We start from the raw sequence: 25,717 nt of genomic DNA, 5'->3' as shown, positions 1-25,717 counted from the left end.
GAGGACAGCGTTTTCCTGGTTCGGCTATGGCGTTACCCAGGCGGTCAGATCGCGGTCCAGCAAGCGGCTGAGGGACTCTACCTCCGGGGCGAGGTTTCGGTTCAGGCGGGCGCGCGTTTCCTGGCGCATGGCCGGACGGCGGCGTTGTTGCAGGTTCATGTCGTAGAGGCGGCCGCGCAGGGTTTGCGCGCGCCACTGCAGCCCGTGGGCGAGGCGGCCCCGCGGCAGCCAGCGTTCCGGATTCCAGAGATCAAGCGGCGGCTTGATCAGCCATCGGTGCAGCGCGATGTTGCGAATGACCCTGGCGCTGTTGACCACTTCGAATTCCGGGTCGTGATCGGTGGGAAGGTCGAGAAAGGAAAGCACCCGCTGATAGCTTTCCTGCGAAGACTTCGCGAAGTCGTCATAGATGACGATTTCCACGTTCTCTCGGCCGAAAGCCTTCTGAAAGCGCTCGATCTGCTGGCGATAGCGGACCACCTCGGAGTAAAGCAGGCCTGCCGGAAAGTGGGCGGCGCGTGGAATCGCGTTGCCGCGTCTGCGCTTTTCCTCCGCGCGCAGGGCCTTGTCAAAATCGCCATGACTTTCGTTGCCGCTGAACAGAAATTGCCCGTGCAGTGAATAGATCACATCGACTGGGTTGCGCAGCATGATGATGATCTTGGCGCTTGGGCTGAACTCCTTGATCTCCTGGGCGGCGGTGCGGGAGTAGAGGTACCAGACCGTACCTTCGCCGATGTAGCGTTCACTCCGCGCGGCGCGGAAGAGATCTAGATAGGCCTCCAGATCGCGCATACGCCAGCCGTGTTCGAGATCCCGGCCGAAGAAGATCGGCTCCTTGGGGTTGGAGAAGAAGATATCCGGATGTTGACCCAGGTAGCTCGCCATGGCCGTGGTGCCGCATTTGGCCGCGCCGACCAGAAACAGGTTGGGCGTCTTTGCAGAAGTTGTGTGCTGGGTTGCCGTCATGGCGATACTCCTAGGATGCCCTGACGAAACCGGGCAGAACCCGGGAGACCGCGATGCCGATTTCGGTTTTGGCGGGGTGGGCAAAAACCATCAGGCCGGTAAGCCAGCCGGCGAAAGCGCCGAGCCCACCCAGAGCCAAAGCTAGCAGGCTGTTTTCCGGTTCAGCGCCCAAAGCGGCTATGACCGCCAACGGAACAGCTGACGCGAGCAAAGTGACAGCCAGGCTCTGGCGCCCGGCCTGCAGAAGGTCCGCTATGCCGTAGTCGAGCAGCTTGGTCAGGTAACCGTGCGAGATGATGGCATTCAAAAGAGGTGGCAGGCAGAGGGCAAATGCGAGAGGGAGCAGCCCTTGTGTCGCAGCGACAACGACCAGAACGATCTTGAGAGGCTGAACGATAAGCTGGATCTTCAAGCTGATATCGATCCGGCCAACCGCGATGAAGAGCGAGCGATTGAGATGGATAAAGGGGGTTACGACGCCAAGCAGGCAGAGCACCTGGATCACCGGAACTGCCGCATCCCACTGATCGCCGAAAAGCACCCTTACCAGAGGGTGGGCGAGAAGGGCCAGAACCAGGGAGAAGGGCCACCCGACAACCGTGAGGTAGGAAATGCCGCGCAGATAAAGCGGCTTCAACGATATGCCGCTGCGTACTTTACCGGCAAAGGCAGGAAGCAGCACGGGCATCAGCCCGTCAAGAACGCCTTTGCGGTAGATATGAATGGTCGCCGTCGCGCGGTGAAGCAGGCCTGTGGCCTCGAAACCCAATAGGCGCCCGGCGACCAAGCTCGGCGCCTGGTTGCCGAGCTCACTCAGAGCGGCGATCGCCGCCGACTGGCCACCAAAGCCAAGGACTTCGGCCCAGTGCGATACGCCGGGTTTTAGAAACAGGTATCCCGGCCTCAGGCAGTGGGCGAGTACCGTCGAGGCGACACTGCCGGCCAGGAGCCCCCAAGCCAGGCTGGTAACGCCGGTCCCATGAAGCGCAAGGCTGATGGAAACGGAGGCCGTGGCTGCGGCCGAAGCCACACCGACTCCGTAAAGGCGGCCAAACTGCATATCCCGCCGCATCAGCGCCAGCACCGGGGTGCTGAAGGGCACAAGAATGAAGGTCAGGCTAAGTAGCCGCAGCACCTCGTTGACGGCAGGGTTCGCATACCATTCAGCGAGAAAGGGCGCAGAAAGAAACAACAGGAGTCCCAAAGGCCAGGCGATCACCAGTGCCAGACTGAACGCCGTCTCGATTTTTGGGCGGGTCAGCTCGGTTTCTTTGACCAAGTAGTTCCCGGCGCCAAAATCTTGGAGGACGTTAGCCAAGGTCACCAGGGCCGCAGCGACCGCGAAGGTACCGAACTCTTCCGGGCTCAGCAGTCTGGCGAGCAGCACCATACTGGCGAACTGAATCGCCAGAGCCGAATAGCGCTGCGCAAAGGAAAGAACCAATGATCGCCTGATGCTTGCCAAGCGCGTACCTCAATCTGCTGGGGCGTCCGGCGAACGGGGCCCTGCCAAGCACGGCATTTCCTCGAAGCGGCGCTGCTTTGGCCTGCCGGGCGGAGCCCGGCGGTGGCACTTTATGTCGGCAGCTTTTTTCGCTTTGATATCAATAGTATGTGCGGCTTACTGAATGCAAGCATGCCACAAATATGTTCCACGAGGAGCACACTCTAGGCCGCATCGCGGGCCGGCGGGCGTTCGTCAAGCAGCCCCATGGTCAGCGTCGCGGCGGTTTCCAGCGGTAATCTGGTGATCTCAACGCGATGAGGGCGGCCAGGGCTCTTGACCCAGAATGCCCCCTCTGGATGATGCTGGCTGTTGTTTACATAGCCGACCGGTGCGAAGAACTCGGTAAAGGCGGTACTGCGCCCGCTCCGATCCTGCATCTTCATGTCATCCGCGACGGGCCTGATGAACGCGCACCAGAACATGACTCTCGCGCCGTCGCGCCGCCAGGAAAAGACCGCTGCGCCGCCCGCGGTCACACCATCCAACAGTTCACCGAAGGCGGCCGCATCGGCATCACTCTTGAAGCTCGCCCAGGCTTGATGGGTCATGACCGGCTCCGCGGTAGCGCCGCTTGCCGCACCGAGCCAGGCAAAGAGCTTCTGGAAGTCGCGCGGGCGATGCACGAATTTGCCGCCGATGTCCTCGTACTTCAGGTTTGCTTCCTGGCTCAGTGCCGTAACGAGCACGACCGAGCCGCTTTCACCGACGATGTCCAGCGCTTCACCCACCAACGAGTCGAGAGCCCGATAGCCGGTTTCAATCGCTTTGCCATAGGCGGCCATTTCTGCCGGAGCGGGTCTGTTGACATAGTCCTCTGCGGCCATGTGGCGCCAGAAGCGGTGCTGGTAGAAGGCGACCGAATTGGCAAAAAAGAAGGCGACCTGCGGTTGGCGCTTTCGCAGGGTGTATTTGAAAACATCCCAGGAAAGCAGGTCGAGAATGGTGGCCCGGTGCCAACGGCGATCCCGCCTGCCGATCTTTTCGAGCAGCACCTGGGCGACAGCTCGCCCCAGCGTACCCAGCGACAGGCCGTGGCTCATCAGGAAACGCCCGAAGGCGAGGGCCTGGCGGGCGCCGGATTGGGCATCGGGATTTGTGTGCTCGGCGACGTTGTGTGAGACGAAGTCGTGAAAAACCGCGAACTCCTTGTCGGAAGGCGCAACCTGCCGGGACCAGGGATCCGGCACGATGGTCAGGCGCTCGTTCCGGGATGGACCGGCGTTCATGGCGCCGAAGACAAGCGTGTCGTTGCCGGCTTCGGCAAAATGATCCCAGAGCTGGGGCAGGGTGATGCAGTGCCCCTGATCGAGCTCGTTAACACCATGCACGCTTTGCGGCCGGGCCGTGTGGTAGCTGACCCACTGAACCCAGGGCTCAAGGCTTTCGTCGCTCGTCGTCGAGACATAGATCTCTGACTGCTCATAGAGCCGTTGGAAGTTCGGCAGAACGCCCTTGGCCATCAGCTTGTCCAGCAGCGGCGGACAGAGTTCGTTGAACTCGAGAACGATAAGCTTGTTCGAACTTTCAGATGTCATCGAATGATTCCCGCTTGTCTTCTGATCACGAACGAAGCGTCTCAAGCGGCATGGTCCGTGCGGGGATGCGAACCCGAACGATGGCGCCAAGACCTCCTGACCCTCATCATCCCGGTCAGGACGGACATGTCCCTCACATGGTCACCTGTTCTTTTACAGCCTCTCCGTTCGACCGTCTTTCACGGCTGTTCCCGGGTTTTTTGCCGGTCGGCGAGACAGGCTGCACCATCTCGGCTTTCTCTTTAATCTCAATAATATGAGGCGGTTCACGAAGGCAAGCATGCCACAAATATGTTCCAGTTGAGAGGCGTCCTCGAGGCTGTAGGATGCGGCTCGAAATCTCAGGTCTCCCGGCCATTCGAAGGAGCTGCCGCAGGAATGCCCAGTCGAGGAGTTTCAGCGCCAGAGGCGAGCTTTGGGGGCGGGGCGGAGGCTGCTTTCCAGCGCCCTCTGGTCTCCGTGATCCTACCGGCTTTCAATGCCGAAGCCTTCCTCGCTCAGGCTGTTCAGTCCGTAGTGGCGCAAAGCCTGACAGATTGGGAAGTTATCATCGTCGATGACTGTTCATTGGACGGAACCCTGACTCTTGCTGAAAGACTTGCCGCGGCCGATCCGCGCATCCGCGCTATTGCCAGTCCGAAGAACGGTGGCCCGGCCGCGGCGCGCAATCGCGGCCTGTCTGAAGCCCGTGGGGTCTGGATCGCGCTGCTGGATGCCGATGACGCCTTTGAGCCGGATCGCTTGAGCCGGCTGGTCGGGATGGCTCAGGATGCCGGGGCTGACCTGTTGGCCGACAACCTCCTTCTCGAAGATGAAACGGGGCACAGCGAAGCCATGCTTCCGCTCAGCGAAGCGGCAAGCTGCGCACCGATAACCTCGGCGGACTTCCTGCGTGGCAACCTGCCGGACCCGAAGCGGCCCCGGAAGAGCTATGGGTTTTTGAAGCCGCTTATCGCGCAGCAGTTCTTGGAGGAGAACAGCCTTTGCTATGACGAAGACCTTCGTTTCGCTGAAGACTTTGCCTTCTATCTCGACTGCTTCGCCGCAAAGGGGAGGTTCTTCCTCTGCCAGGAGCCGTTGTACCGGTACCGCCTGCGGTCCGACTCACTGACGGCCGCACACAGCATTGATGACCTTCGCCGTCTGCAGTCGGTCGACCAACGCTTTTTGGAGCACGCCGGGACAGGTCGAAGCGATGATTTTCTGCCGGCACTTCGCGAGCACAAAAGATCTATTGATCAAAGGCTTCAGTGGCGTGTCTTCATAGAAGAGATCAAGAGCGGGAGTTGGCTTCGGGCGCTGCTTGCGAGCCTGAAGGGTTGGCATGTCTTCAGCTATGTCTCGACCCAGCTTCTGGCGGAAACCTGGCGGCGGCTGTGGCAGGGACGCCTGGGTTCGACCCCTGCCTAGAAAGGCTGCTCTCTTCCAAGAAGCGTGCCGCCATCACGAAGGTGGCCCCCAGCAGGATCTGGATCAGCGAATGCTGACGGAACAGCGCGTATTCGCTGAGTGAGTAGACTGTCACGAAGACGAAGATAAAGGCGGGCAGCGCCGCAACGGCATCCAAACCATGGTGGAGGCCCCACAGCGCGCGCAGGCCGTACCACAGGCCGGTAAACAGCGTCACGCCAAGTCCGACAAGGCCCAGCTGGACCGCAATGTCGAGGTAGGAGTTGTGGAAGTTTTTGATGTCCTGTCCAAAGACGTGCTGAATGTAGCTGCTGTGTGATCCGTCTCTGCCGTCCCAGAAACCATCAAAGCCGGTGCCCAGCAGCGGACGCTGATCGATCAGGCCCATGGCGAAGTCCCAAAGCACGGAGCGGCCGGTAAGCGTGCGCTCTTTGCCCAGGGCGTCAAGCGCAACGCCGGCCGGGTCGATATCGTAGGCGAAGATGATCCAGACAATGACTGCGGCGGCCAGCATGCCGATCAGATAGCTCATGAGACGGAGAGGTGCCGGCGCGCGCCAGGTCAGGAAAACCGGCATAACCGTGCAGAGACCCAGCGCCATCAGGATTGCCGTACCCGATTGGCTGGCGGCGATCAGGAAAAGTGCCACAATGGCCGCAAAGGGCGTCATGAGACGTCGCCAGGCGACCGCGAAGAGGAGGGTCGAGCAGATCAGCAGCAGCACCATCCGGCCGCCCAGCACGTTCTTGTGCGGAAATATACCGCGGGCGATGCCGTTGTGATCATAGGAAAACGCCGCTTGGCCGAGAAGGGCGGCAAGCGAAACAAGTCCGCAGATAAGGAGGACCCAGAACAGCGTTTTGCAAAGATCGTGAAGCGAGAACCGGCTGCCGATATAGGCGCCGATGAACACGGTCATGGAAAGTTGAATGGTCGAGCGCAGAGTCTGGGACGGATTGTCTGACCAGAAGTACGACAGGCCGGCCAACAGGGGCCAAAGCAACAGAGGGCCGGTCAGCAAGACAGCCGACAGGAAACTGCCATAGCGCAACACAAAGAGCCCCAGGGCTGCCAGGTAGATGACGTACCAGGAAAGGGTCTCAAGCGGCCGGTACTGCGAAAATGCATAGGCCGCCACCAGCAGCACGAAGAAGAGCAGTGCCCATTCGAGCTTGCGCAGCAACTGCTCCCAGGCCGTCTCTCCCGGGACAGGGGCGGACACTGCGGTCGCTTGCGGATGCGTTAGTCCGGCCATGACGCCCTACAGCGACCAGCTGTCGAAGGGAATGCCGGTCACTTGCCGGAAGCGGGAGACATCCTCGCGAAGAAGGCCCCGCAGACTTGCGCGAAGCTCCTCGTCGATAACCGGAATCTGGCGCTGTGGCCAACGGCGGAGCTGTTCTTTCAAGCCACTTTGAACCGACGGGGGAAGACGGTGTTTCATGGCGCGCAAGAAAGGCGAGCGCCGCGCCTGAAAATACCAGGCCGGCAAACCCTCAAGCTCGCTGCGCTGGTTGTACACCCGGCCCAGATCCTCGATCGTCACCTCACTGTCGACGCCGAGAAAGGCGAAGAGGCGCCGCAGCAGTGCTTGCGGCGCGTCGCAGAGTTCATCAAAGGAAGCGACGAAGATCCTGTCCTGCGGGTAAAAGCGCAGGTACTGCACCATCTGTTGGTAGTAGCGGCTGCAGGCAAGATAGTTGCGGCCCGCCTCGGACTTCAGGATCTCGTGCTGCGGAATGCGCACCTCGCCGGTGGTCAGGTGATGAAGGTATTGGGAGAGAAAGCGATCCACGGGATCCCGGACGATGTAGACAAGCTTCGCATTCGGCGACGTCTTGAAGATCCGCTCGGGAACGCCGGGAAACTCTGAATACTTGGTGTAGTTGGGCGAGGCTTCTCCGCAGACCTGAGCGCCGGCGCTGAACTGGGAAAAGTACCAGTCGACCCCCCTGGCGAAGTTGCGTTCCGCGAGGAAAAAGTCAGTCTCTTTTTCGCGCGACAGACCGACATCCGGATGAGCGCCGAGGTAACGGTAGAGGCTGGTCGTCCCGCACTTCATCGCGCCGATGATGATGAAGTGGGACGTTGCCGGTCTCTCCCGCATGCCCACTGACGCGCACCCAGATTCCGCTTTCAAGGCGCGGCCTCCTCCCTTGCGATGCCAGCCGGCAGCCACATCCATGTAGTGCGATGTCGATTGCTGCCGTAAAGCATCTTCGCGGTCGCACAATTTATTCTCGAGTGCCAGTGTCTTTGCGCGGACACCTGAAAAGGTCACAACTTAGCCCAAGCGAAATCACAAATTGAAGAATGCGGAGGTGGTAAGAATTTTGCGGTGCAGTAGTGAGGGATGTCTCGACCGGTTCCGGTGTTCGAGGCCTGTGTCGCCGACAAGGTTGCCTGGAAGAGCGATCATGTGTGCAGAGGATGACCTAAGGAACGCAGTGCCGCTGATATGAACAGGGGGATTGTGTAATGGACGCTGTGCTGTCGGCGTTGACGGGTAGGCAGACAAGGCGGGTCGTCAGGCCGATCTCGCGGGTTGCCGTCGACTTGGTCTTTCGAACCAGCGACCTGTTGATTATCGGTTTGGTCGGGCTGGTGCTTTTCTTTGTCCGTCAGCCGGGTGACCCCGGCTTCTACTATCCGAAGTATCTGGGCGCCATCGTCGTCGCCATGGTCGTGGCGACCTATCTTCTTCACCGGTTCGATGTCTACCGGGATGACTTTCTTTTCGCCAAACGCATTCCCTACGGCAACCTGACCACAGCCTGGGCCGTCACATTCTGTGTGCTTCTGGCCGCCGCCTTTCTGATCAAGATCTCTGATACCTATTCCCGTGCCTGGGCGCTCTCGTGGTTTGTCGGTTCCGGGGTGGGTTTGGTTCTCGGCCGCGTCGCCCTGCGCCGCTGGGTCAGCGGCCTTGCGGTGGCAGGCCGCTTTGCCAACCGCACCGTGATTCTGGGCGCCGGCGAACAGGGCCGCAGGCTGGCGAGCTATCTTCAGCGCCATGGTGATGCGAACACGAAGATCATCGGGTTTGCCGATGATCGTGCCTCCCGGGTTCCGCCGGAAAGCGAGGGAATTCCCCTGCTTGGCAACGTCGACACGCTAATCGGTATGATCCGGCAGGATCAGGTGGACCAGGTGATCGTCGCCTTGCCGGGAACGGCGGATCAGCGGCTGCGGGCAGTGGTGCGCAGGTTGGAGCCGACGCCCGTCCCCATTCGTCTCGCACCGGACCTCGCCGCTTTCAGTTTCCCCGACCGCGGCTTTACCCGAGTGGGCAGGTTATCGATGATGCGGTTGTTCGACAGGCCGATATCGGGGTGGTCATTTGTCCTCAAGACCATCGAGGATCGCGTGCTTGCCGGGCTTCTGCTTATTGCCTTGCTGCCGCTTTTTGCAGTCGTCGCCCTGGCGATCAAGTTCGATTCGCCGGGTCCGGTCTTCTTTCGTCAGAAGCGTTACGGTTTCAACAACAATCTCTTCGATTGTTGGAAGTTCCGCACGATGCATCACCATTTGTCTGATGCGAATGCCGAGGTTCTGACCAGCCGTAACGACGGCCGCGTCACCCGCGTCGGCCGCTTCTTGCGCAAGACGAGCATCGACGAGCTGCCTCAGCTCATCAACGTTCTCAGAGGCGACATGTCGTTGGTCGGCCCCCGTCCTCATGCCACTTCGGCAAAGGCAGGTGGACACCTTTATGAAGACGCCGTCGATGCCTACGCCGCCCGGCACAGGGTTAAGCCGGGCATTACCGGTTGGGCCCAGGTGAACGGTTGGCGCGGTGAAACCGATACGGTCGAAAAGATCGAGCGCCGTGTCGAGCATGACCTTTTCTACATCGAGAACTGGTCGCTGAGTTTCGACCTTTTCATTCTGCTTCGCACGGCCTTTGTCTTTCTCGGACATCGCGACGTTTACTGAACAAGGAAAGGGTTGCAATGCGTGACACTGGGCCAGGTATAGCGGCAAGTACGGGAGCGGTGACGGCAGCGGCAGTAGGCCTGCGTAAGGCGGTCATTCCTGTCGGGCTCGGCGACGACAGCCTGCAACCCGCCTCTCACGCCGTTCCCCTCGAGATGTTGCCGGTCGTCGACAAACCTCTGGTCCAGTATGCCGTCGAAGAAGCCTTAGCCTGCGGCTTTGACGAATTGATTTTCGTCACCCAACAGGGCCTGGCGATCGTTGAAGATCACTTTGCCCGAGGAACCGAAGAAGAGGGCGCCGCTGCGGCCCGGGTAATTGGCCGTCCCAGCGCCTGGGGTCCGGCAGGCCGCCCAAGACAGGTGGTGATCTGCCGCCAGGGTGATTCACAGGGGCTCGGCCACGCACTTTGGACGGCCAGAAACCTGATCGGCGAAGAAGCCTTCGCGGTGCTGGTCCCCTCCGACATGCTGCTTGGCGAAAAACCCGCCATGTCTCAGTTGATCGATCACTATCGAACGCTGACAGGCAATGTAGTTGCCGTGGCAGACAACGGCCTTTGTGAGCGTGAAGGCAGTTTTGCCGCCATCGCCGCTGGATCCGCCGGCCGCTACATCCTGCAACCCGATATCTTTCCGGCATTGGAGCGCCAGCAGGGTTTGGACATCAGGCAGGCAATCCTGTCGATGACAGAGGTCTGGCCGTCACGGGCGCTGGCCTTTGCCGGACGGCACTTTGATTGCCGCAGTCCGGAGGGCTTGCTGGAAGCCCAGATCGCCTTTGCGCTGGATCGTGGCGACCTCGCGGGACACATGGACGATGTCCTGGCGCGCTACGGAAACGGCCGCAATACGGGTACGGGGATATCCCGTGCCGCCAACGCCTGGCAATCCGGCGACTGATTTAATTTGACCGGCCTGATCGGGGCTTGGGCCGGGTTTGTTGGTTTGAGAGTTTAGAGGAGGAAATGATGCAAATCGGGGGAAGCGCTGCCGCCAGGGTGCTGGCGGCTGCAGCGCTGTCGTTTTTTGTCGTGGCCTGTTCCGCTGGACCTGGGTCTTTACCCGTTCTTCCACAGGCAGAGGAGGGACCCTATCGTTTGGGTGCCGGCGACCGGGTTCGCCTTGTGATCTTCGGTCAGGAGGAGCTGACCGGAGAGTACTTGGTCAGCGATTCGGGTTATATCACGGTGCCCCTTATCGGCGCCGTCCATGCCGAGGACATGACCGTGCGCGAGATGGAAGAACAGATCTCAACTGAGCTCCGCAAGGGCATCCTGGTCGACCCGAACACCACCGCTGAGATCGTCACCTACCGGCCGTTTTATATTCTCGGTGAGACCAAGTCGCCGGGTCAGTATGCCTACGTGCCGCGCATGACGGTTCTGACGGCAGTGTCCATAAGTGGCGGTTTCACTTTCCGGGCCGACCGGGATGTCGTTTCGATCACGCGCACGGTTGACGGGGACTTGGCGGAGTTCAGCGCCGACCCTCTTACCTACGTCCAGCCGGGCGATGTCATTACTGTCTACGAACGACTTTTCTAGGCGGCAGAGATCTTAAATTCATTACGCTTGGCCGCGGCTTCGCGAAAGCCGGCGGCATTGAGACGCGGCAGTCTATACCTGCTGTGCGCTGCCACGTGTCTACTATGGGACTTAGATAGCTATGCGCAGGAGGGTAGCGAGCCTGTTGCTGTGCTAGACCGGCCACGTGCCGGGTATGACGCCAAGGGATTGGACCTCGGCGGGTTTCGCCTGTTTCCACGGCTGTCCGTCAGCGAGACCTACGACGACAATATCTTTGCCGACGAGAGCAATACCCAAGACGATTTGATTACCTCCACAGCGGCCTCCCTGCGTCTCCAAAGCGAATGGTCGCGGCACGACCTCAGAGTGTTGGGCCAGGTTCGCAACCAGGTTTTCCTCGACAACGGGGACCAGGACAGGACGGAGTACGTCGTTCGGCCTCGCCTGCGCCTGGATCTGGCGGAGCGGAACGAACTGGTGGCGACCGCGGAACAAAGTCGACGTGTGGTCGGCCGAGATGATCCGGAAGATGACGGCGGCGATGACGAACCAACCGAATTCGACCGCTACTTTGCGGAGCTGCGGTACACCCACCGCTTCAACCGCGTATTCATCGGCAGTGAGGTTTCGGTTCGGCGCGATGACTACATCTCTTCCGGTGATGCCGACAGAGACCGTATTCAGTATCGCTTCGGATTGCCAAGCGGGTACGAGCTCTCCGCCATCACCGATCTGAAGTTCGAACCCTTTTACCGTGTACGGGATTTCGACGATCTGGACGACGACGGTGACAATCGTGACTCCCAAGCGGTCGGGGCGACGCTCGGCTTCGATACCGAGGTCACGCGACTGTTTCATGTCGGTCTGGATGTCGGTTTCATCGCCAACGACTTCGAAGATCCGGATTTCGATGACAGCCTGGATCTCATCGTCGATGGCGACGCAACCTGGTACGTGACCGCCCTGACCACGGTGAAGGGCCGCCTGGCGAGAGAAGACATCGCGTCCAATCAGCCGGGCTCGTCTTCACGAACGCGGACGACTGTCGGCGGAGAGGTCCAACACGAACTGCAACACAACATCCTCGTCAATGCCCAGGCGCGTTACGTTCAGGATGACTTTCGGGAGACCGACCGCATCGACGACCGGGCAATCTTCGGCATCGGCGGCGAATACCTGATTAACCGCTATGTCTCGCTGGCTGCGGATTACCAGTTCGAGCAGCGTTGGTCGGACGAGGAGGACAGGGACTTTACCCGCAACCTTGTCACATTGGGTTTGCGCACCCGCTTCTGACCTCCTTGCAAGGCTCAGGAATTCTCCAAGCCTGAGACCGGTCTCGATTGAACGATCTGCAGGCCTATTGTTTCTCCAGGTTGCAGTACCTTGATCCCTCGTGCATAAGGCAGGGGCCTGATCGATGGGTTCTTTGCGCCGGGGCCCGTAATGCAGGGCCTTTTGTTTCGCAGAACCCGTTGCGACCCAGTTCAATCGAGGTGCTGTATGTTCTATGGCAAGTTTGAAGGTAACGATAAGTCGATCTTTCAGGACTCCTTGAAGGCGCTACGGCGCATGTTCGGAAGCGTTTACGCTCAGGACAACCTTATCGCCCTCCAAAGAACCGCGGGCTTCCTGACGGATAAGAGGTTCCGGGCCGCCTTTGATCGCCATGCCCAATCGGACCAGGAGAAGTCCCTGGGGTGGCGGCTGCATATCCTGACTTGGGCGGCCGAACACTGCCTCTCGGTTCCGGGGGACTTTGTCGAGTGTGGGGTCTACCGAGGGTTTTCGTTCGCCGTTGTCGCTGACTATGTGGACTTTGCGTCGGTTCAGAAAAACCTGTTTCTCTACGACACTTTTGCGGGAATCCCTGAGGCGCTCAACTCGGAAAACCGCTCAAACGCGCGTTATGAAGAAGAGACTGCCGAGGACCCGGACGCAATCTACAGTCATGTCGTCCGAACTTTCGCCGCCTATCCCAACATCAAGGTAGTGCGGGGAATAATTCCCGACTCTTTCGCGGAGGCTTGCCCGGAGCAGATTGCCCTGTTGCACGTCGATCTTAATTCGTCGAAGTCGGAGATCGCGGCTTTGGAGGTCTTGTTCGACAAGGTTACTCCGGGGGGATTCGTCATTTTCGATGATTATGGATGGGTTGGATATCAGGAGCAAAAGCGCGCGGAAGACATCTTTGCAGGTGACCGTGGCCACCAGATTGTGGAGCTTCCCACTGGTCAGGGGCTCTTGATCAAGCGCTAGCGCGCAGCCGAAATGGCCTCCCGCAGCACATTCATGTCACCGATGTGGTTGGCGAGCAGCAACACCAGTTTCGCATTGACCTTGGCGCTCTCCTCAAATGCGAGATCGCGGTGCAATGCCGTCAAGGCTTCATAAAATTCATCAGGTGCAGCGATCCGTGGATCGTCCCTCAGGTGTTGAGGCATGGGTCCTCCAGTGCCAGAGACTTTTTCAAGGCTGCTGCAACAGCCTCAGCGGAGAGCGCTGGCCAGTGCGCGGCCAGGTGTTGGTCAGGACGGATCAAATAGAAGCTTCCGGGGCAGGCGCCGAAGCGCTTCGCAAAAACACCTTCGGCATCCCAAAAGGTATCCGCTTGCGTGTCCGGGCCCAACTCCTTGTCCGTGACCGTCAGGACTGGCAGCGCCACTGAGGAAGACCACAGCTTTGCCAGTTCATCGCCATGGGATGGCCGAGTCGCTGAGGTCTGATAACTGATGCCGGCGAAATCACCCGTAAGCAACTGAAGTAGCCATACTTTTTCGCCTCCGCGAGACAGTGGAGCATCGGGACAGGGTGATCCGGCGCTTAAGGCAACGGAGGGGTCTGGTTTGGCGGCTGTCACGAGTGGCGATGATGAAAGCATAGCGGGCTGTGAGAGGCGTCCGGAATTCACCAGGCTGCGCGCGAAGGGGTGATTCTCGGCCAACTCCAGAGTCGCGTCCCGGAATACGCGGCTGATATCTTTCTTCGGAGTGATGAAATCGGTGCTGCGGGTCGAATTCAGAATGTTCTCGTCGGCGGCCGGGACTCGTTCCAGGTCGTAACTGTCCAGCAGTCGGTCGGGCGCCTGACCGTTCAGCACCGCCGCTAACTTCCAGCAGAGGTTGTCGCTGTCCTGCAGGCCGCCATTGCCGCCCCTGGCACCAAAGGGCGAAACCTGATGGGCGGAATCGCCGATAAAGAAAACCGGGCCGTGGCGAAATTTTTCCAGGCGCCGACACTGGAAGGTGTAGACGGAGACCCACTCGAGGTCGAAATCGATGCCTTCGCCAAGCATGGCGCGTAGGCGGGGAACGACTTTCTCCGGACGTTTCTCCTCTTCGGGATCGGCGTCCCAGCCGAGCTGAAGGTCGATACGCCAAACGTTATCCGGTTGACGGTGGAGCAGGGCGGATTGACCCGGGTGGAAGGGCGGGTCGAACCAGAACCAGCGCTCGCTTGGAAAATCCGCCTTCATAACCACATCGGCGATCAGGAAACGGTCGTGAAAGATCTGACCATCAAAGGAGAGATCAAGGAGCTTTCTCACGCTGCTGCGCGCGCCGTCGGCCGCCAAGAGATAATCGCAACTCAGTTGGTAGGGTCCGTCCGGCGTTTCGACCTCAAGGGCTGCGCCGTCACCGTCCTCTGAGACGCCGATCACCCGGTTTTTCCAGCGCAGGTCGACAAGGCCCGAAGCTTCGGCTTTTTCGACCAGCCACTCTTCGGCATAGTACTGCTGAAGATTGATAAAGGCTGGCCAGCGGTGCCCGCCCTCCGGCAGCAGGTCGAAGTCGTAAATCATACGGTCGCGAAAGAAGACCTTGCCGCGGTTCCAGGTAACGCCTTTTTCCAGCAACTCTTCGCCGATGCCCAGGCGGTCCAGGATTTCCAGGCTGCGCTTGGCAAAACAGATCGCCCGGGACCCGAAGCTGACCGTGTCATCGTCATCGAGTAAGACCGTGGCGATGCCATGACCAGCAAGGTCCACAGCGGCAGCGAGGCCGACCAGACCGGCGCCGACGATGATGACCCGGTGATGCGCCCGGGCGCCGTCCTGATCACTGCTTCGCCGGTAGGGATAGCGCGGGTTTTCGTAAGTTTTGGGCATAAAAACTGATAGTCAGTCGCGCTCAAGCGCCTGCCACATGTCGACATCTCGCTCCGCGGTCCAGATGCGTGGATCTTCAAGGCCTGATGCTTCGTCGTAAGCGCGGCTGACGTCGAAAGGCATGCAGTGTTCGAAGATCACCCAGGAGCCGAAGCGCGGCTCAAGGCGGGCGAAGGTTTCACCGTAGATGTCCTTCAGGGGTTTCCCGGCGGCGACACCCGCCGCGACCGACTGATACATCTCCGTGAGGAAAGCCTGGGTACCGCCGATGCCTTCTTCCACCTCTTTCGTATTCTTCAGGGCCGCGCCGCGTCCAGGCACCAGCTTCTCCGCACCCAGCTCGCGCAGTCGTCCCAAGGTCTCCGGCCAGTCCTTGAGGTAGGCGTCGCCGGTATAGGGTGTAGCGCCAAATTCAACGAGGTCGCCGGCAAAGAGCACCTTTTCCTTCGGCAGCCAGACCACCGTGTCGCCCTTTGTGTGACCACGCCCCAGTTGCAAAATCTGCACCTCCCGCTTGCCGAGATGCAGGGTCAGGGATTTCTCAAAGATCATGTTCGGCCAGGTCAGGCCGGGGACCGTCTCGACCGATTGGAAGAGCCGGGGGAAGCGACCGACTTCGGACTCATAGTCCTGCTGACCGCGTTCGACGATCAGATCGTGGGTGTCACGGCTGGAAATGATGTGTTTGGCCCCATAGGCAGAAGCGCCGAGCACGCGCACCGCGTGATAGTGGCTCAGCACCACATAGTCGATCGGCTTATCGGTGACTTCACGGATACGGTCGATGACGCCCTGCGCCATGACCGGCGTCGCTTGCGTGTCGACAACCATGACCGACTCGTCGCCGATAATGATGCCGGAGTTGGGGTCACCTTCGGCCGTATAGGCGTAGAGACCGTCGTCCAGTGCCTCGAAGGTGATGGTCTTTTCTTCAAGATCGCCCTGTGAGGCGAAGACTTTCTCGGCCATTGCGTCTCCCTCTCCAATTCTGCCGCTTGTTTGTGCGCAGGCTTCTTTCCCCAGATGTAACCGTCAAGTCAAGCCTGGAGAATACGCAAGGATGGGCCGAAAGTCCCGCAAGAGCTTCCACTCAGGGTTCCTGGCTGGGTCCGGGCACTATTGACCGGCGATCATAGGTTACGATCTAATGATCGCTCAACTTCTGCAAAAGCGAACGACGGCGCAATCCGATCCTGCAGCCCGGCGGTCAAGACCGGCCCCTGCCACGGCCCATGCGCCGCAGCACCACGCGATGCTGAAAAGAGCGTCGCCTGCAATAGAGGGGAAGCGATGTTTAGCATGAAAGGCAGTGTTTCAGCCGTCCTGGCGGCCGCCCTGGCGGTCGGTCTGAGCGTCTCGGCCAGCCAGGCCGCCGAAGAATGGCGCATGGCTCACAAGATGCCGCCCGACAGCCCGGAGGGGAAGGTCTTCCAGAAGTTTGCCGATCTCACGGAGCAGTACAGCAACGGCAAGCTGAAGATCAAAATGTACCCCAACGAACAGCTCGGCAAGACCAATGCGGTGATGGAGCAACTGAAGCTCGGCACCGTGCACCTCTATGCCGAAGGCTCCACCTACATGAAAAAGTGGGTGCCGGAAATTACCTGGATTAGCGCCGCCTTCCTGTTCGACGACCGTGACCACTGGGTGCGCTTCATGAACAGCGACATGGCCAAGGACTGGTTCGGCGAGGCCTCGAAACAGGCCGGTGTCGGCGTGCTGGGCGATCCCACGGCAATCATCCGCGGCCCCTACCGGGTGATGGTCACCAACGAAGATGTGCGCAGCTATGACGACATGAAAGGCATAAAGCTGCGCATGCATCCCAACAAGACGGCGATTGCCACCTGGACCCATCTGGGGGCCGAGGTGAAGACCCTGGCCTGGACCGACGTCTATCAGGCCATCGATAAAAAGATCGTCGGTGCGGTGAACAGCCCCATCGCCCTGGTGGAATCCATGCGGTTCTATGAAGTGGCGCCGCATGTGGTCCGTCACGACGAGTATTATCAGTCGATCGGTTTCATGACCAATCAGGCAGCCTACGACAAATTGGACTCGGAACTGCAGGATGCTCTCAACCGCGCTTACACCGATGCCGGCGTCTACAGCCACGACATCATGGGCACGGCAGCCGAAGAGTCGATTGCCCGCATGAAGGAGCAGGGCGTCACTTTCGTGAGTGTGGATCGCAAACCCTTTGTCGACTCCATGGCGCAGTTCTATCAGGATCTGGAAGCCCAGGGCGAACTACCCAAAGGCTTCCTGGCGATGGTCGAGGCCACCCGGACGCCGCAGTAAGGGGCGTGTCGGGGGGACAACACCGTGAAGGCGGACCGCTGGCGCGGTTCGCCTTTCAGTTGGACTTGTGGCTGGAAGGGCTCGGTCGGCTTTTTCTCGTGATCGCCAACCTTTGCCTGCTGCTGATGTTGATCGGCACGGCGGCGACCATCTTGCTGCGCCCGCTTGATCTTTCTTTCTACTGGATCTGGCCCTGGACGATGCAATTCTTCGTCTGGATGTCGTTTTTCGGTTTCTATGCGGTCTATCGCTTCCGCAAAGATATCGCCGTAGACTTTGTCGTCCTGCGGCTGGGGCAGGGGGCCATGACCGGGACCCGCTACTTCGTGGCCCTGGTGGTGATGACGGTGACCGGGGTCATCCTCTGGCAGATGCCGACCATCATTGAATCCCAGGTCGGCGTCATCGATGCGGTGGTCACGCCCTGGGGAGAATTGGAACGCTACACCCTTTCCATTCCCCTCGGCATCTCCTGCCTGCTGATTTTCGCGAATGCCGTGCTGGACCTTCTGAAGACCTGGCTGGGCTGGCCGGAACCGCACACGCTGCCGGCCGTGGACAGCTAGGGGACCGCTGAACCATGGCTTTCGTTCTCTTCATCGGCTTTATCGCGCTGATCCTGCTCAGGGTCCCGGTCTCTATGGCCATCGGTGCGGCGGTGCTGCTGGCCTTTGCGACCTCTGATTTTTCGGACGCACTCTACATCGTCCCGCAGCAGATCCTGGAGGGCGTGAACAAGCCCTCTCTGGCGGCTGTGCCGTTCTTCATCATGGCCGGCAATCTGATGAACGTGGTCGGCATGACCGACCGCATCTTCAATTTCGCCAATGCCTTGGTGGGCCATTTCAAGGCCGGGCTGGCACAGGTCAATGTGCTTTCATCCATGATCTTTGCCGGGGTTTCCGGCGCCGCGGTGGCGGACTGCGCCGGGCTCGGCACCATAGAGATCAAGGCGATGAAGGAACGCGGCTACAAGGCTGAGTTCGCTGCGGCGGTGACCGTCTGTTCGGCGGTGGTCGGGCCGATCATCCCGCCCTCCATCGGCCTTGTGGTCTATGCTTTCCTGGCCCAGCAGTCGATCGAACGCATGTTCCTGGCCGGTGTGGTGCCGGGCCTCATCGTCGGGATGTCCCTGATGACCTTCAATCGCCTCCTGGCGATCCGCCACAACTTCCCGACCCAGCCGAAAGCCTCGGGCAGCGAGGTCGTCAGCAGCGGCATCGACGGTATTCTGGCCTTGGTTGCGCCGGGCATCATCCTGGGCTCGATCCTTGGCGGTTTCGTCACCGCGACAGAGGCCGGCGTGCTGGCCTGCCTCTATTCTCTGGTGCTGGGCGCCTGCTACCGCAGCCTGACCTTCGAGAAGCTGTGGCGCGCACTCACCGACACCATGATGATGACGTCAGTCATCATGATCATCATCGGGTTTTCCATCGCCATGGGCTGGCTGCTGGCCATCGAACAGGTCCCTCAGCAGCTCGGCGACGCGATCTTCGCGCTGACCGAGAGCCGCGCCGTCTTCCTGGGCCTGATGCTGATTTTCGTCCTCCTGATCGGCTGCGTGGTCGAGGGCGTCCCGGCGAAACTCATGCTCGTCCCCATGCTGTTGCCGGTGATCGACAGCTTCGGGGTCGACCGCGTGCATTTCGGGATCGTCCTGCAGTTGGCGCTGCTGATCGGAATCGCTACACCGCCCATGGGCATCGGCCTCTACATCATGGTGGAGGTGGGCAAGGTGCCCTTCGAGAAGGTGACCATGGCGGTGCTGCCTTTCCTGGTGCCGCTCATCGTGGTCCTGATTCTCATCACCTACCTGCCGGCGCTGACCCTCTGGCTGCCGAACCTGGTGCTGGGGCCGGATACCGCTGTCATCTTCAACTAAAAGCGCAAACACACAGGGCGATTGAATTGACACTTTTTCTGTGTTGAACTGACGGCACGGCGCAGAGCCGCAGTGTTTGACAGGAACCGCAACGTGATCGATCAAACGACCCTCATCACCTATCTCGCCGTTCTTTTCGGCTTTGTCTTCATTCCCGGGCCGGCGGTCCTGCTGACGATTGCGCGGGCCAGCAGCTCCGGAACGCGTGTGGGTCTGGCGACAGGCCTGGGCATTGCCGTGGGCGACCTGATCCATACGGCTTTGGCCATCGTCGGCATCTCGGCGGTGATCCTGGCTTCGGCCTTTCTGTTCAGCCTGATCAAGTATCTGGGGGCGGCCTATCTGGTTTACCTCGGCATCCGCGCCATCCTTGAGAAGGCGCCGCTGGCCAACGGTTTGCAGACAAGCCGGTTGACGGCGGGACAGGCCTTCCGGCAGGCGACCCTGGCCGAGGTGCTGAACCCGAAATCCGCGCTCTTTTTCCTGGCTTTCCTGCCGCAGTTCGTGCAGCCGGAAAACGGCGCCGTGGCCCTGCAACTGGCGATCCTCGGCGTGCTGTTCGTGCTGATGGGGCTTCTCAGCACCGTCGTCTGCGCGCTTGGTGCCGGCAGCCTGGGCAACTTCCTGCGCCGGAACCCGACCGTTCTGCGGTGGCAGGGCAAGGTGGTCGGCGGCATTTATTGTGCGCTCGGCATTCGCCTCGCATTACAGGAACGCTGAACGCTTTTAGTCCGCCGGCGGAAGAATGTCGCCGGAGCGTCCGGTGAGATGCCTGAGGGCAGCCAGCAGACTGTTCCTTTGGGTCTTGTCCAATCCCTCGAAGAGCCTGTTTTCCGCTTCATCAATCCGGGTTCGGATCTTCGCGAACCAGACCGCTCCCTTGGGCGAAAGCCGGTAGCCGATACGCCGGGCATCGCCGTCCTTACGCTCACGCAGCAAAACCCCTTCTTTGATCAGCGGCTTTAGAGTGGTCGTCAGTACCGAGGGAGCCGAGACCATGGCGGCACAGACATCCTTGTGAGTCACACCGGGGTTTCGTGATACCAGTTCCAAGGTCATGAATTGCAGCGGCGTAATGGCCTCTTCAGCGAAGACCTCGGCGAAGACCTGCTGGCCGCGCAGGAAAGCGTGGCGGAAGAGGTGACCGCCGAGGCTGTTCAAAAGGCCATAGTCGAGGTGTTTTGGCGCCGTGCTCATTTCAGAACATCGCCCGCATCAGGCCGAGAGTGATGAATGGGAAGGCGACCAGGATAACGATGCGGATCACATCGCTGACGATGAAGGGAGCCACGCCCCGATAGGTCTGCCCCATGGGTATGTCGCCGGCCAAGGAGTGGATGATGAATAGGTTCAGGCCCACCGGCGGCGTGATGAGGCCGATTTCGACAACCATCAGCGCCAGAACGCCGAACCAGATGGCGGTTTCTTCCGGCGAGAGGCCGAAGTCGAGCGCCATGACGATGGGAAAGAAGATCGGGATGGTCAGCAGGATCATGGAAAGGGAATCCATGACGCAGCCGAAGGCGAGATAACAGGCGAGGATCAGGGTCAGCACCATCCAGGGGGAGAGACCGGACTGGATCACCCAGTCCGCGGCGGCCTGAGGCGTCTGGGTCAGGGCAAGGAAGGTGTTGAGCGTCTGGGCGCCGAGCACGATAAAGAAAATCATCGCCGTTGCCGAAGCGGCCGCCAGCACGCAGTCGACAAAGTCCCGGCGGCTCAAGCGCCCCACCGCCAAGGCATAGATGCCGGTCGCCGCTGCGCCGATGGCGGCGGCCTCGGTCGGGGTGAACCAGCCGAGATAGATGCCGCCGATGACCAGGGCGAAAATCGCAACTACCGGCCAGACGCCGACCAGGGTGCGCAGGCGCTGGGTGTAAGGGACGCGCCGGGCCGTACTGGCGGCGTCCGGCCAGAGGCGCACGTAGACCGCCACGGTGATCATGTAGCCGGCAGCGGCCAGCAGGCCGGGCACCAGGGCGGCGGCAAACATCTTGATGATGTTCTGCTCGGTGAGGATGGCGTAGATCACCAGGATCACCGAGGGCGGGATCAGGATGCCGAGGGTCCCGCCAGCGGCAAGCACCCCTGTGGAGAGCGCCGGGGAGTAACGCAGTCGGCGCATCTCCGGCAAGGCTACCTGGCCCATGGTGGCGGCCGTGGCGAGCGAGGAACCGCAGACCGCCCCGAAGCCGGCGCAGGCGCCGACGGCCGCCATGGCGACGCCGCCCCTGCGGTGGCCGAGCCAGTCGGCGGTGGCGCGAAACAGGCTCTCCGACATGCCGGATTTGGCGGCGAACTGGCCCATCAGCAGAAACAGCGGCACGATGGACAGCGAATAGCTGGAAAAGGTGTCGTAGGTCAGCGACTTCATCTGGGCCAGCACGGGGGTGAGGCTGCCGGTGACGATCCAGGTGCCGGTCAGCCCGGTCAGCAGCATGGCCGCGCCGATGGGCATGCGCAGGAAGATGAGGCCCAGCATGACGGCAAAGGCCAGCCCTGAGAGCGCCAGCCCGCTCATCGTTCCTCGCGGCCCCTGATCGCTTCGTTGAGGCTGCGCCAAACCGTGTAGAGACAGACCACGGCGAAGAAGGCCGCCCCCGGGAAAGCCGCCGCATAGGCATAGCCGAGTTTCATCCCCAGGATCATGGTGGTTTCCTGATAGGAAAACTTGTCAAGCATGCCGTACCAGAGCCGCCAGGCGATGAGGCAGGCGGCAAGCGAGAGCAGGCTGTTTCCAAGGACAGTCAGGACGGCCTGAATACGGGGCGAAAGACGGGAAACAAAGATATCGACCGTGACATGGCCCCGGCGGTACTGGCACCAGGGAAGGAAGGCGAAGACCACGACGGCGCAGCCGGCTTCGACCAGTTCGAAGTCGCCGGGAATGGGTCCAAGCCCGGCAAAGCTGAAACCCCGGCCAACAATCGAAATGACCGTCATCAGGGCGATGCCCGTCAACACCACCCCGCCCGCCAGCGCTAGGCCCCGGGCCACCTGGCCGATGACACGGCCGGCCCGGGCCTCCAAAGCGGGTGCGATCCCGCCTATCGCGCTGTCGTTCACGGTCTAGGCCGCAACGATCGATGCGCGAGCATTCAGGGATTCGACGTCAAAGCCGGCCAGCCTCTTGTATGCAGCGGCCGTCTCTTTGAGCTCTTCCCTGCTGAGCACCTCTTCGACCTTGTCGAAGCCTTGGGGCGCACGCTGTTCCACGATATCCAACACCTTATCCGGTCCATCACCGCGGTTGGCGAGGACGATCTTGGCAGTCGCCGGACGGCGCTCTTCTTCATAAGCTTGCAAGGCTTCCGCGCCGGGACCTCTGGCCAGTATCTCCCGCGTCAGTACCCGGGCGTCAAGGATTGCCTGAGAGGCACCGTTGGAGCCGATGGGATACATGGCGTGGGCGGCGTCGCCCAGCAAGGTCATCGGCCCGAAAGTCCAGCGGGGCAGGGGGTCACGGTCGACCATGGGATACTCGAAAACGCGCTCAGCATTGCGGATCACCCAAGGCACATCGAGCCAGTCGAAGGTCCAATCCGTGAAGCGTGGCAGGAAGTCTTCCAGGCGTCCGGGGCGGTTCCAATCCTCCCGGTTCCAAAGGGTTTCCGGCGGTAAGGCGAGATCGGCAATCCAGTTGATCAGCGAGCCGTCATCACCGTCGTCGGCGAGGGGATAGCAGACAAACTTACGGGCCTTGCAGCCGGCCATGGCCATGGAACGGCCGCCGAGAAAGCGCGGCCCCCGCGTGGTTCCCCGCCACATCATAATACCGCCCCAGACAGGCGGCCCTTCGTCGGGATAGAGGGCCGCCCGCGCCTTGGAATGGATGCCGTCTGCGGCGATGAAGACGGCGCCTTTTTCGTTGCCGAGACTCGCGCCGGTTTCCCTGTCCATCAGGTCGATCTCGGCCCCTTCTGCCGTTTCCCGCCAGGCCTCCACGGCCACGCCGCTGCGGATTGCGCCGTCGCCCAGTCTCTCGCGGGCCGCCTCCAGCAGCATAATCTGCAGATGACCGCGGTGGATCGAAAACTGCGGCCAGTTGTAACCGGCATCCAGGCCCCGCGGTTCCCGCCAGATCGGTCTGCCGCCCGTAGAGAAATAGGCGACTTCCTCGGTTCTAAGGCCGATCGCGTCCAGACGGTCGAGCAATCCGAGCTCGGTGAGCTCACGCACCGCATGGGGTTGCAGGTTGATGCCGACACCCAGCGGTTTCAGTTCGCGCACCGCTTCGAAGACCCGGACCGGGATGCCGGCCTGGTGCAGGCTGAGCGCCAGGGTCAGACCACCAATCCCGGCGCCGGCAACAAGGACTGTCATGAGCTGCTTACCCGCTTTGGACTACTCGGCACCGGCATAGCGGGCGATCAGGGCCTTGGCTTCGGCGACCATGGCTGTGCCGTCATAACCCTTGCCGTCCATTTCAGCGACCCAGGCATCGACCAGAGGGGCCGCAGCGGCTTTCCAGCGCTCCACTTCCGCTGGCGGCAGCTTGCGGATTGCATTCCCCGCGGCCTCAGCAGCCTGAATCCCCGGCGCGTCGCCTTCATCCATCACCCGACCGACCCACTGCGAGGTCTCGCGCCCGGAATTGGCGTCGATGACGGCTTTCAGGTCTTCCGGCAGAGCATCGTAGCGCGCTTTGTTCATCACAAAGACGAAGAAGGCCGTATAGAACCCGCGCGAACTGTCAAAGTCGGTATGGCTGTTCACCAACTCCGCCACCTTCAACGGCTTGGCAACTTCCCAGGGAATGACCGTGCCGTCGATGACGCCTTTCGACAGCGCCTCCGGCATCGCAGGCACCGGCATGCCGACCGGCGTCGCGCCCATGGCGGAGAGCAGGTTGTTCACCTGGCGCGTCGGCCCGCGCAACTTCAAGCCCCGCATATCCTCAAGCTTGGTAACGCCGTCGCCTTTGACATGCAGCAGGCCGGGGCTGTGGACATGGGTCGCGATCACATGGACAGCACCGAATTCCTTGCGCAGATACTTGTCGTAGAAGTCCCAGGCGGCCTGGCTGGTCGCCTCTGCTGAGGCGGGCATGAAGGGCAGTTCGAAGGCTTCGGTGCCGGGGAAACGGCCGGGGGTATAGCCCGGCAGGGTCCAGGCGATGTCGACCACCCCGTCCTTCGTCTGATCAAAGAGCGCCGGCGGTTTTCCGCCGAGCTGCATGGCCGGATAGACCTCGACCTTGATACGGCCGTTCGATTCCGCTTCGACCTTCTGCGCCCAGGGCGTGATGAAATTCTTCGGCACCGGCGCGGGTGCCGGCAGGAAATGATGGACCCTTAGGGTGACTTCCTGTGCCGAGGCGAGGCCGCTGACCCCAAAGCCCAGGGCGACGGCAAAGAGCAGCTTCAACAGATGCTTCATGGCTTCCTCCCAGTTTGCGCGGCTGTTGATCAGCCGGGTTCTCTTCTTTAAGCATGCAGGTTTATTGTTTATGACATAAACGAATATAGCAACGCTGCCTTTGGTTCAAGCCTCACTGGACCGGGTAGGGGCCCTCTGCGAAGGTCTCGGCATGATAACCCTTGGCGCCGATCTGTCGGGCGAGTCCGCTCCGCGGATCGTCGCCGTTTCTCAAACGCTCCAGGGCATAGCCGAAGTTGAAGCGTGGCTGCCAGTTGAGCGCCCGGCGGGCGCGGGTATTGTCATAGACGCGGTCGATGCCGGGAAACATCCGCCAACCGCGTTGGCTGTAGAGGGCCTCGAAGTCCGGAAATTCTCGACGTACGACAGCGGGTGCGTCGCTGCGCAGCGCCGCAAGATCCTGTTTCGTGAAGGGTGTCGTGGCGGAGATGATATAGCGGGCAAAGCCGATCGATGCGGCGCTCTCCACCGCCAGAAGGTGCGCGGAGACGATGTCTTCCAGATCCGCCCGGCGGAACAGCAGTTCATTGGTTTTGAGGTTGGCATCCGGATAGGTTTCACGCACAGCCCGGTTGTCATCTTCCTCAGGAAAGAAACGGGAAGTTCGCAGGATGATGCAGGAAAGGCCCTGGTTGCGGTGGAAGAGCTGGCAGAGGTCTTCCGCAGCCGCTTTTGTCGCCCCGTAGATATTCTTGGGGACCGGCACGGTGTCTTCCGTCACCCAGGCCGCGGGCGCCCCGGCGGGCGGAACCAGGGCGTCGCCGAAGACGCTGGTGGTGCTGGTGAAGATGAAAGCTTTGACCCCCGTCGCAACGGCTTCTTCCAAAAGGTTGAGGGTACCGGTGATGTTGGTGTCGATGAAATCCTGACGGCTGTGGGTTGCAACATGGGGTTTATGCAGCGTTGCCGCATGAATAACGACATCCACATCCGCCATGCAACGCCGCACGAATGCGCGGTCGACGATGGAGCCGATATCATCGGTAAAAGAAGATCCGAGGATATCGAGGCCGTGCACGTCATGTCTTTCATCGCGTAGGCGGCGCATGAGCGCCTCACCCAGATGGCCGGCGCTGCCCGTAATCAATGCCTTCGTCATCGTTGCTTCAATCCCAGGAAGAGCGCCCTTCTCCACCAGGCTAGGCGCAGGTGGAGACTGTCA

24 protein-coding genes are annotated in these 25,717 nt (G+C 60.8%); 10 read left to right on the top strand and 14 right to left on the bottom strand.

Features of this window, described 5'->3' with window-relative positions; all coding sequences use genetic code 11:
* Nucleotides 1-24 precede the first annotated feature (24 nt).
* The 3 genes from ACP146_RS11780 to ACP146_RS11770 all read right to left on the bottom strand — a co-directional run bounded on the left by ACP146_RS11780 (nucleotide 25) and on the right by ACP146_RS11770 (nucleotide 4,011).
* The gene (locus ACP146_RS11780; protein WP_422366952.1) at nucleotides 25-969 is read right to left on the bottom strand and encodes a sulfotransferase family protein; all 945 of its coding nucleotides are present in this window, start codon (nucleotides 967-969) and stop codon (nucleotides 25-27) included.
* 10 nt (nucleotides 970-979) lie between these two features.
* On the bottom strand, nucleotides 980-2,434 hold the full coding sequence (locus ACP146_RS11775) for an oligosaccharide flippase family protein (RefSeq protein ID WP_422366951.1): 1,455 nt from the start codon (nucleotides 2,432-2,434) through the stop codon (nucleotides 980-982).
* A 203-nt stretch (nucleotides 2,435-2,637) separates the two neighbouring features.
* Entirely contained in the window at nucleotides 2,638-4,011 is a 1,374-nt protein-coding gene (locus tag ACP146_RS11770) for a hypothetical protein (RefSeq protein ID WP_422366950.1), read from the bottom strand.
* 378 nt (nucleotides 4,012-4,389) lie between these two features.
* On the opposite strand from ACP146_RS11770, the gene ACP146_RS11765 reads away from it, so the two are divergent.
* Nucleotides 4,390-5,421 (top strand): glycosyltransferase family 2 protein, encoded by a 1,032-nt coding sequence (locus ACP146_RS11765; protein ID WP_422366949.1) that lies wholly within the window; start codon nucleotides 4,390-4,392, stop codon nucleotides 5,419-5,421.
* Here ACP146_RS11765 and ACP146_RS11760 read toward each other — a convergent pair.
* Both ACP146_RS11760 and ACP146_RS11755 read right to left on the bottom strand, forming a co-directional pair.
* Nucleotides 5,342-6,643, bottom strand: coding sequence for an O-antigen ligase family protein (locus ACP146_RS11760; protein WP_422366948.1), 1,302 nt, complete (start codon nucleotides 6,641-6,643; stop codon nucleotides 5,342-5,344). The two genes, ACP146_RS11765 and ACP146_RS11760, sit on opposite strands and share 80 nt — an antisense overlap.
* Before the next feature lie 39 nt (nucleotides 6,644-6,682).
* Nucleotides 6,683-7,561 carry a sulfotransferase family protein gene (locus ACP146_RS11755; protein WP_422366947.1) on the bottom strand — a complete coding sequence of 293 codons (879 nt, stop codon included), beginning with the start codon at nucleotides 7,559-7,561 and terminating at the stop codon, nucleotides 6,683-6,685.
* Between the two features lie 338 nt (nucleotides 7,562-7,899).
* Here ACP146_RS11755 and ACP146_RS11750 point away from each other — a divergent pair, with 338 nt between their 5' ends.
* The 5 genes from ACP146_RS11750 to ACP146_RS11730 all read left to right on the top strand — a co-directional run bounded on the left by ACP146_RS11750 (nucleotide 7,900) and on the right by ACP146_RS11730 (nucleotide 13,144).
* Nucleotides 7,900-9,357, top strand: a complete 1,458-nt coding sequence (locus ACP146_RS11750; RefSeq protein WP_422366946.1) for an undecaprenyl-phosphate glucose phosphotransferase — start codon at nucleotides 7,900-7,902, stop codon at nucleotides 9,355-9,357.
* 17 nt (nucleotides 9,358-9,374) lie between these two features.
* Nucleotides 9,375-10,259 carry a sugar phosphate nucleotidyltransferase gene (locus tag ACP146_RS11745; RefSeq protein ID WP_422366945.1) on the top strand — a complete coding sequence of 295 codons (885 nt, stop codon included), beginning with the start codon at nucleotides 9,375-9,377 and terminating at the stop codon, nucleotides 10,257-10,259.
* A 68-nt stretch (nucleotides 10,260-10,327) separates the two neighbouring features.
* Nucleotides 10,328-10,903 carry a polysaccharide biosynthesis/export family protein gene (locus ACP146_RS11740; protein WP_422366944.1) on the top strand — a complete coding sequence of 192 codons (576 nt, stop codon included), beginning with the start codon at nucleotides 10,328-10,330 and terminating at the stop codon, nucleotides 10,901-10,903.
* A gap of 150 nt (nucleotides 10,904-11,053) precedes the next feature.
* Nucleotides 11,054-12,181 (top strand): outer membrane beta-barrel protein, encoded by a 1,128-nt coding sequence (locus ACP146_RS11735; RefSeq protein ID WP_422366943.1) that lies wholly within the window; start codon nucleotides 11,054-11,056, stop codon nucleotides 12,179-12,181.
* 150 nt (nucleotides 12,182-12,331) lie between these two features.
* Entirely contained in the window at nucleotides 12,332-13,144 is an 813-nt protein-coding gene (locus ACP146_RS11730; RefSeq protein ID WP_422366942.1) for a TylF/MycF/NovP-related O-methyltransferase, read from the top strand.
* Here ACP146_RS11730 and ACP146_RS11725 read toward each other — a convergent pair.
* The 3 genes from ACP146_RS11725 to ACP146_RS11715 are packed head-to-tail and all read right to left on the bottom strand — an operon-like array spanning nucleotide 13,141 to nucleotide 15,962.
* The gene (locus tag ACP146_RS11725; protein WP_422366941.1) at nucleotides 13,141-13,329 is read right to left on the bottom strand and encodes a DUF2783 domain-containing protein; all 189 of its coding nucleotides are present in this window, start codon (nucleotides 13,327-13,329) and stop codon (nucleotides 13,141-13,143) included. The two genes, ACP146_RS11730 and ACP146_RS11725, sit on opposite strands and share 4 nt — an antisense overlap.
* Complete coding sequence (locus ACP146_RS11720; RefSeq protein WP_422366940.1) at nucleotides 13,314-14,993, bottom strand: FAD-dependent oxidoreductase; 1,680 nt, start codon at nucleotides 14,991-14,993, stop codon at nucleotides 13,314-13,316. Before ACP146_RS11720 ends, ACP146_RS11725 begins: the two co-directional genes overlap by 16 nt.
* Nucleotides 14,994-15,005: 12 nt before the next feature.
* The gene (locus tag ACP146_RS11715) at nucleotides 15,006-15,962 is read right to left on the bottom strand and encodes an MBL fold metallo-hydrolase (RefSeq protein ID WP_422366939.1); all 957 of its coding nucleotides are present in this window, start codon (nucleotides 15,960-15,962) and stop codon (nucleotides 15,006-15,008) included.
* A 321-nt stretch (nucleotides 15,963-16,283) separates the two neighbouring features.
* On the opposite strand from ACP146_RS11715, the gene ACP146_RS11710 reads away from it, so the two are divergent.
* The 4 genes from ACP146_RS11710 (at nucleotide 16,284) to ACP146_RS11695 (ending at nucleotide 19,896) form a co-directional block, all read left to right on the top strand.
* On the top strand, nucleotides 16,284-17,294 hold the full coding sequence (locus tag ACP146_RS11710) for a TRAP transporter substrate-binding protein (protein ID WP_422366938.1): 1,011 nt from the start codon (nucleotides 16,284-16,286) through the stop codon (nucleotides 17,292-17,294).
* A gap of 5 nt (nucleotides 17,295-17,299) precedes the next feature.
* Nucleotides 17,300-17,860 carry a TRAP transporter small permease gene (locus ACP146_RS11705; protein ID WP_422366937.1) on the top strand — a complete coding sequence of 187 codons (561 nt, stop codon included), beginning with the start codon at nucleotides 17,300-17,302 and terminating at the stop codon, nucleotides 17,858-17,860.
* Between the two features lie 14 nt (nucleotides 17,861-17,874).
* Nucleotides 17,875-19,176 (top strand): TRAP transporter large permease, encoded by a 1,302-nt coding sequence (locus ACP146_RS11700; RefSeq protein ID WP_422366936.1) that lies wholly within the window; start codon nucleotides 17,875-17,877, stop codon nucleotides 19,174-19,176.
* Between the two features lie 93 nt (nucleotides 19,177-19,269).
* Entirely contained in the window at nucleotides 19,270-19,896 is a 627-nt protein-coding gene (locus tag ACP146_RS11695) for a LysE family translocator (protein ID WP_422366935.1), read from the top strand.
* Between the two features lie 6 nt (nucleotides 19,897-19,902).
* On the opposite strand, the gene ACP146_RS11690 is transcribed toward ACP146_RS11695, so the two are convergent.
* The 6 genes from ACP146_RS11690 to ACP146_RS11665 all read right to left on the bottom strand — a co-directional run bounded on the left by ACP146_RS11690 (nucleotide 19,903) and on the right by ACP146_RS11665 (nucleotide 25,654).
* Nucleotides 19,903-20,373 (bottom strand): MarR family winged helix-turn-helix transcriptional regulator, encoded by a 471-nt coding sequence (locus ACP146_RS11690; protein ID WP_422366934.1) that lies wholly within the window; start codon nucleotides 20,371-20,373, stop codon nucleotides 19,903-19,905.
* A gap of 1 nt (nucleotide 20,374) precedes the next feature.
* Nucleotides 20,375-21,697: a TRAP transporter large permease gene (locus tag ACP146_RS11685; RefSeq protein ID WP_422366933.1), complete on the bottom strand. Its 1,323-nt coding sequence runs from the start codon at nucleotides 21,695-21,697 to the stop codon at nucleotides 20,375-20,377.
* A complete protein-coding gene (locus ACP146_RS11680) occupies nucleotides 21,694-22,242 on the bottom strand; it encodes a TRAP transporter small permease (protein WP_422366932.1) in 549 nt (182 codons plus the stop codon). The genes ACP146_RS11685 and ACP146_RS11680 overlap by 4 nt, the downstream gene beginning before the upstream one ends.
* A 3-nt stretch (nucleotides 22,243-22,245) precedes the next feature.
* Nucleotides 22,246-23,499 (bottom strand): flavin-dependent oxidoreductase, encoded by a 1,254-nt coding sequence (locus ACP146_RS11675; RefSeq protein WP_422366931.1) that lies wholly within the window; start codon nucleotides 23,497-23,499, stop codon nucleotides 22,246-22,248.
* Nucleotides 23,500-23,520: 21 nt separating this feature from the next.
* Nucleotides 23,521-24,555, bottom strand: coding sequence for a TRAP transporter substrate-binding protein (locus ACP146_RS11670; RefSeq protein WP_422366930.1), 1,035 nt, complete (start codon nucleotides 24,553-24,555; stop codon nucleotides 23,521-23,523).
* A gap of 112 nt (nucleotides 24,556-24,667) precedes the next feature.
* A complete protein-coding gene (locus ACP146_RS11665; protein WP_422366929.1) occupies nucleotides 24,668-25,654 on the bottom strand; it encodes an NAD-dependent epimerase/dehydratase family protein in 987 nt (328 codons plus the stop codon).
* Nucleotides 25,655-25,717 lie beyond the last annotated feature (63 nt).

Source organism: Pelagibius sp., from assembly GCF_965249265.1.
Lineage (GTDB): Bacteria > Pseudomonadota > Alphaproteobacteria > Kiloniellales > Kiloniellaceae > Pelagibius.
Note: the sequence above shows the minus strand (reverse complement) of the source record. Positions and strands in the feature narration are given on the sequence as shown.

Coding starts and splice junctions, on each gene's coding strand:
- ACP146_RS11770 (WP_422366950.1), bottom strand. CDS start 4,011: ATGACATCTGAAAGTTCGAACAAGCTTATCGTTCTCGAGTTCAACGAA.
- ACP146_RS11715 (WP_422366939.1), bottom strand. CDS start 15,962: ATGGCCGAGAAAGTCTTCGCCTCACAGGGCGATCTTGAAGAAAAGACC.
- ACP146_RS11665 (WP_422366929.1), bottom strand. CDS start 25,654: ATGACGAAGGCATTGATTACGGGCAGCGCCGGCCATCTGGGTGAGGCG.
- ACP146_RS11670 (WP_422366930.1), bottom strand. CDS start 24,555: ATGAAGCATCTGTTGAAGCTGCTCTTTGCCGTCGCCCTGGGCTTTGGG.
- ACP146_RS11765 (WP_422366949.1), top strand. CDS start 4,390: ATGCCCAGTCGAGGAGTTTCAGCGCCAGAGGCGAGCTTTGGGGGCGGG.
- ACP146_RS11740 (WP_422366944.1), top strand. CDS start 10,328: ATGCAAATCGGGGGAAGCGCTGCCGCCAGGGTGCTGGCGGCTGCAGCG.
- ACP146_RS11725 (WP_422366941.1), bottom strand. CDS start 13,329: ATGCCTCAACACCTGAGGGACGATCCACGGATCGCTGCACCTGATGAA.
- ACP146_RS11675 (WP_422366931.1), bottom strand. CDS start 23,499: ATGACAGTCCTTGTTGCCGGCGCCGGGATTGGTGGTCTGACCCTGGCG.
- ACP146_RS11685 (WP_422366933.1), bottom strand. CDS start 21,697: ATGAGCGGGCTGGCGCTCTCAGGGCTGGCCTTTGCCGTCATGCTGGGC.
- ACP146_RS11720 (WP_422366940.1), bottom strand. CDS start 14,993: ATGCCCAAAACTTACGAAAACCCGCGCTATCCCTACCGGCGAAGCAGT.
- ACP146_RS11690 (WP_422366934.1), bottom strand. CDS start 20,373: ATGAGCACGGCGCCAAAACACCTCGACTATGGCCTTTTGAACAGCCTC.
- ACP146_RS11730 (WP_422366942.1), top strand. CDS start 12,332: ATGCAGGGCCTTTTGTTTCGCAGAACCCGTTGCGACCCAGTTCAATCG.
- ACP146_RS11700 (WP_422366936.1), top strand. CDS start 17,875: ATGGCTTTCGTTCTCTTCATCGGCTTTATCGCGCTGATCCTGCTCAGG.
- ACP146_RS11780 (WP_422366952.1), bottom strand. CDS start 969: ATGACGGCAACCCAGCACACAACTTCTGCAAAGACGCCCAACCTGTTT.
- ACP146_RS11750 (WP_422366946.1), top strand. CDS start 7,900: ATGGACGCTGTGCTGTCGGCGTTGACGGGTAGGCAGACAAGGCGGGTC.
- ACP146_RS11745 (WP_422366945.1), top strand. CDS start 9,375: ATGCGTGACACTGGGCCAGGTATAGCGGCAAGTACGGGAGCGGTGACG.
- ACP146_RS11710 (WP_422366938.1), top strand. CDS start 16,284: ATGTTTAGCATGAAAGGCAGTGTTTCAGCCGTCCTGGCGGCCGCCCTG.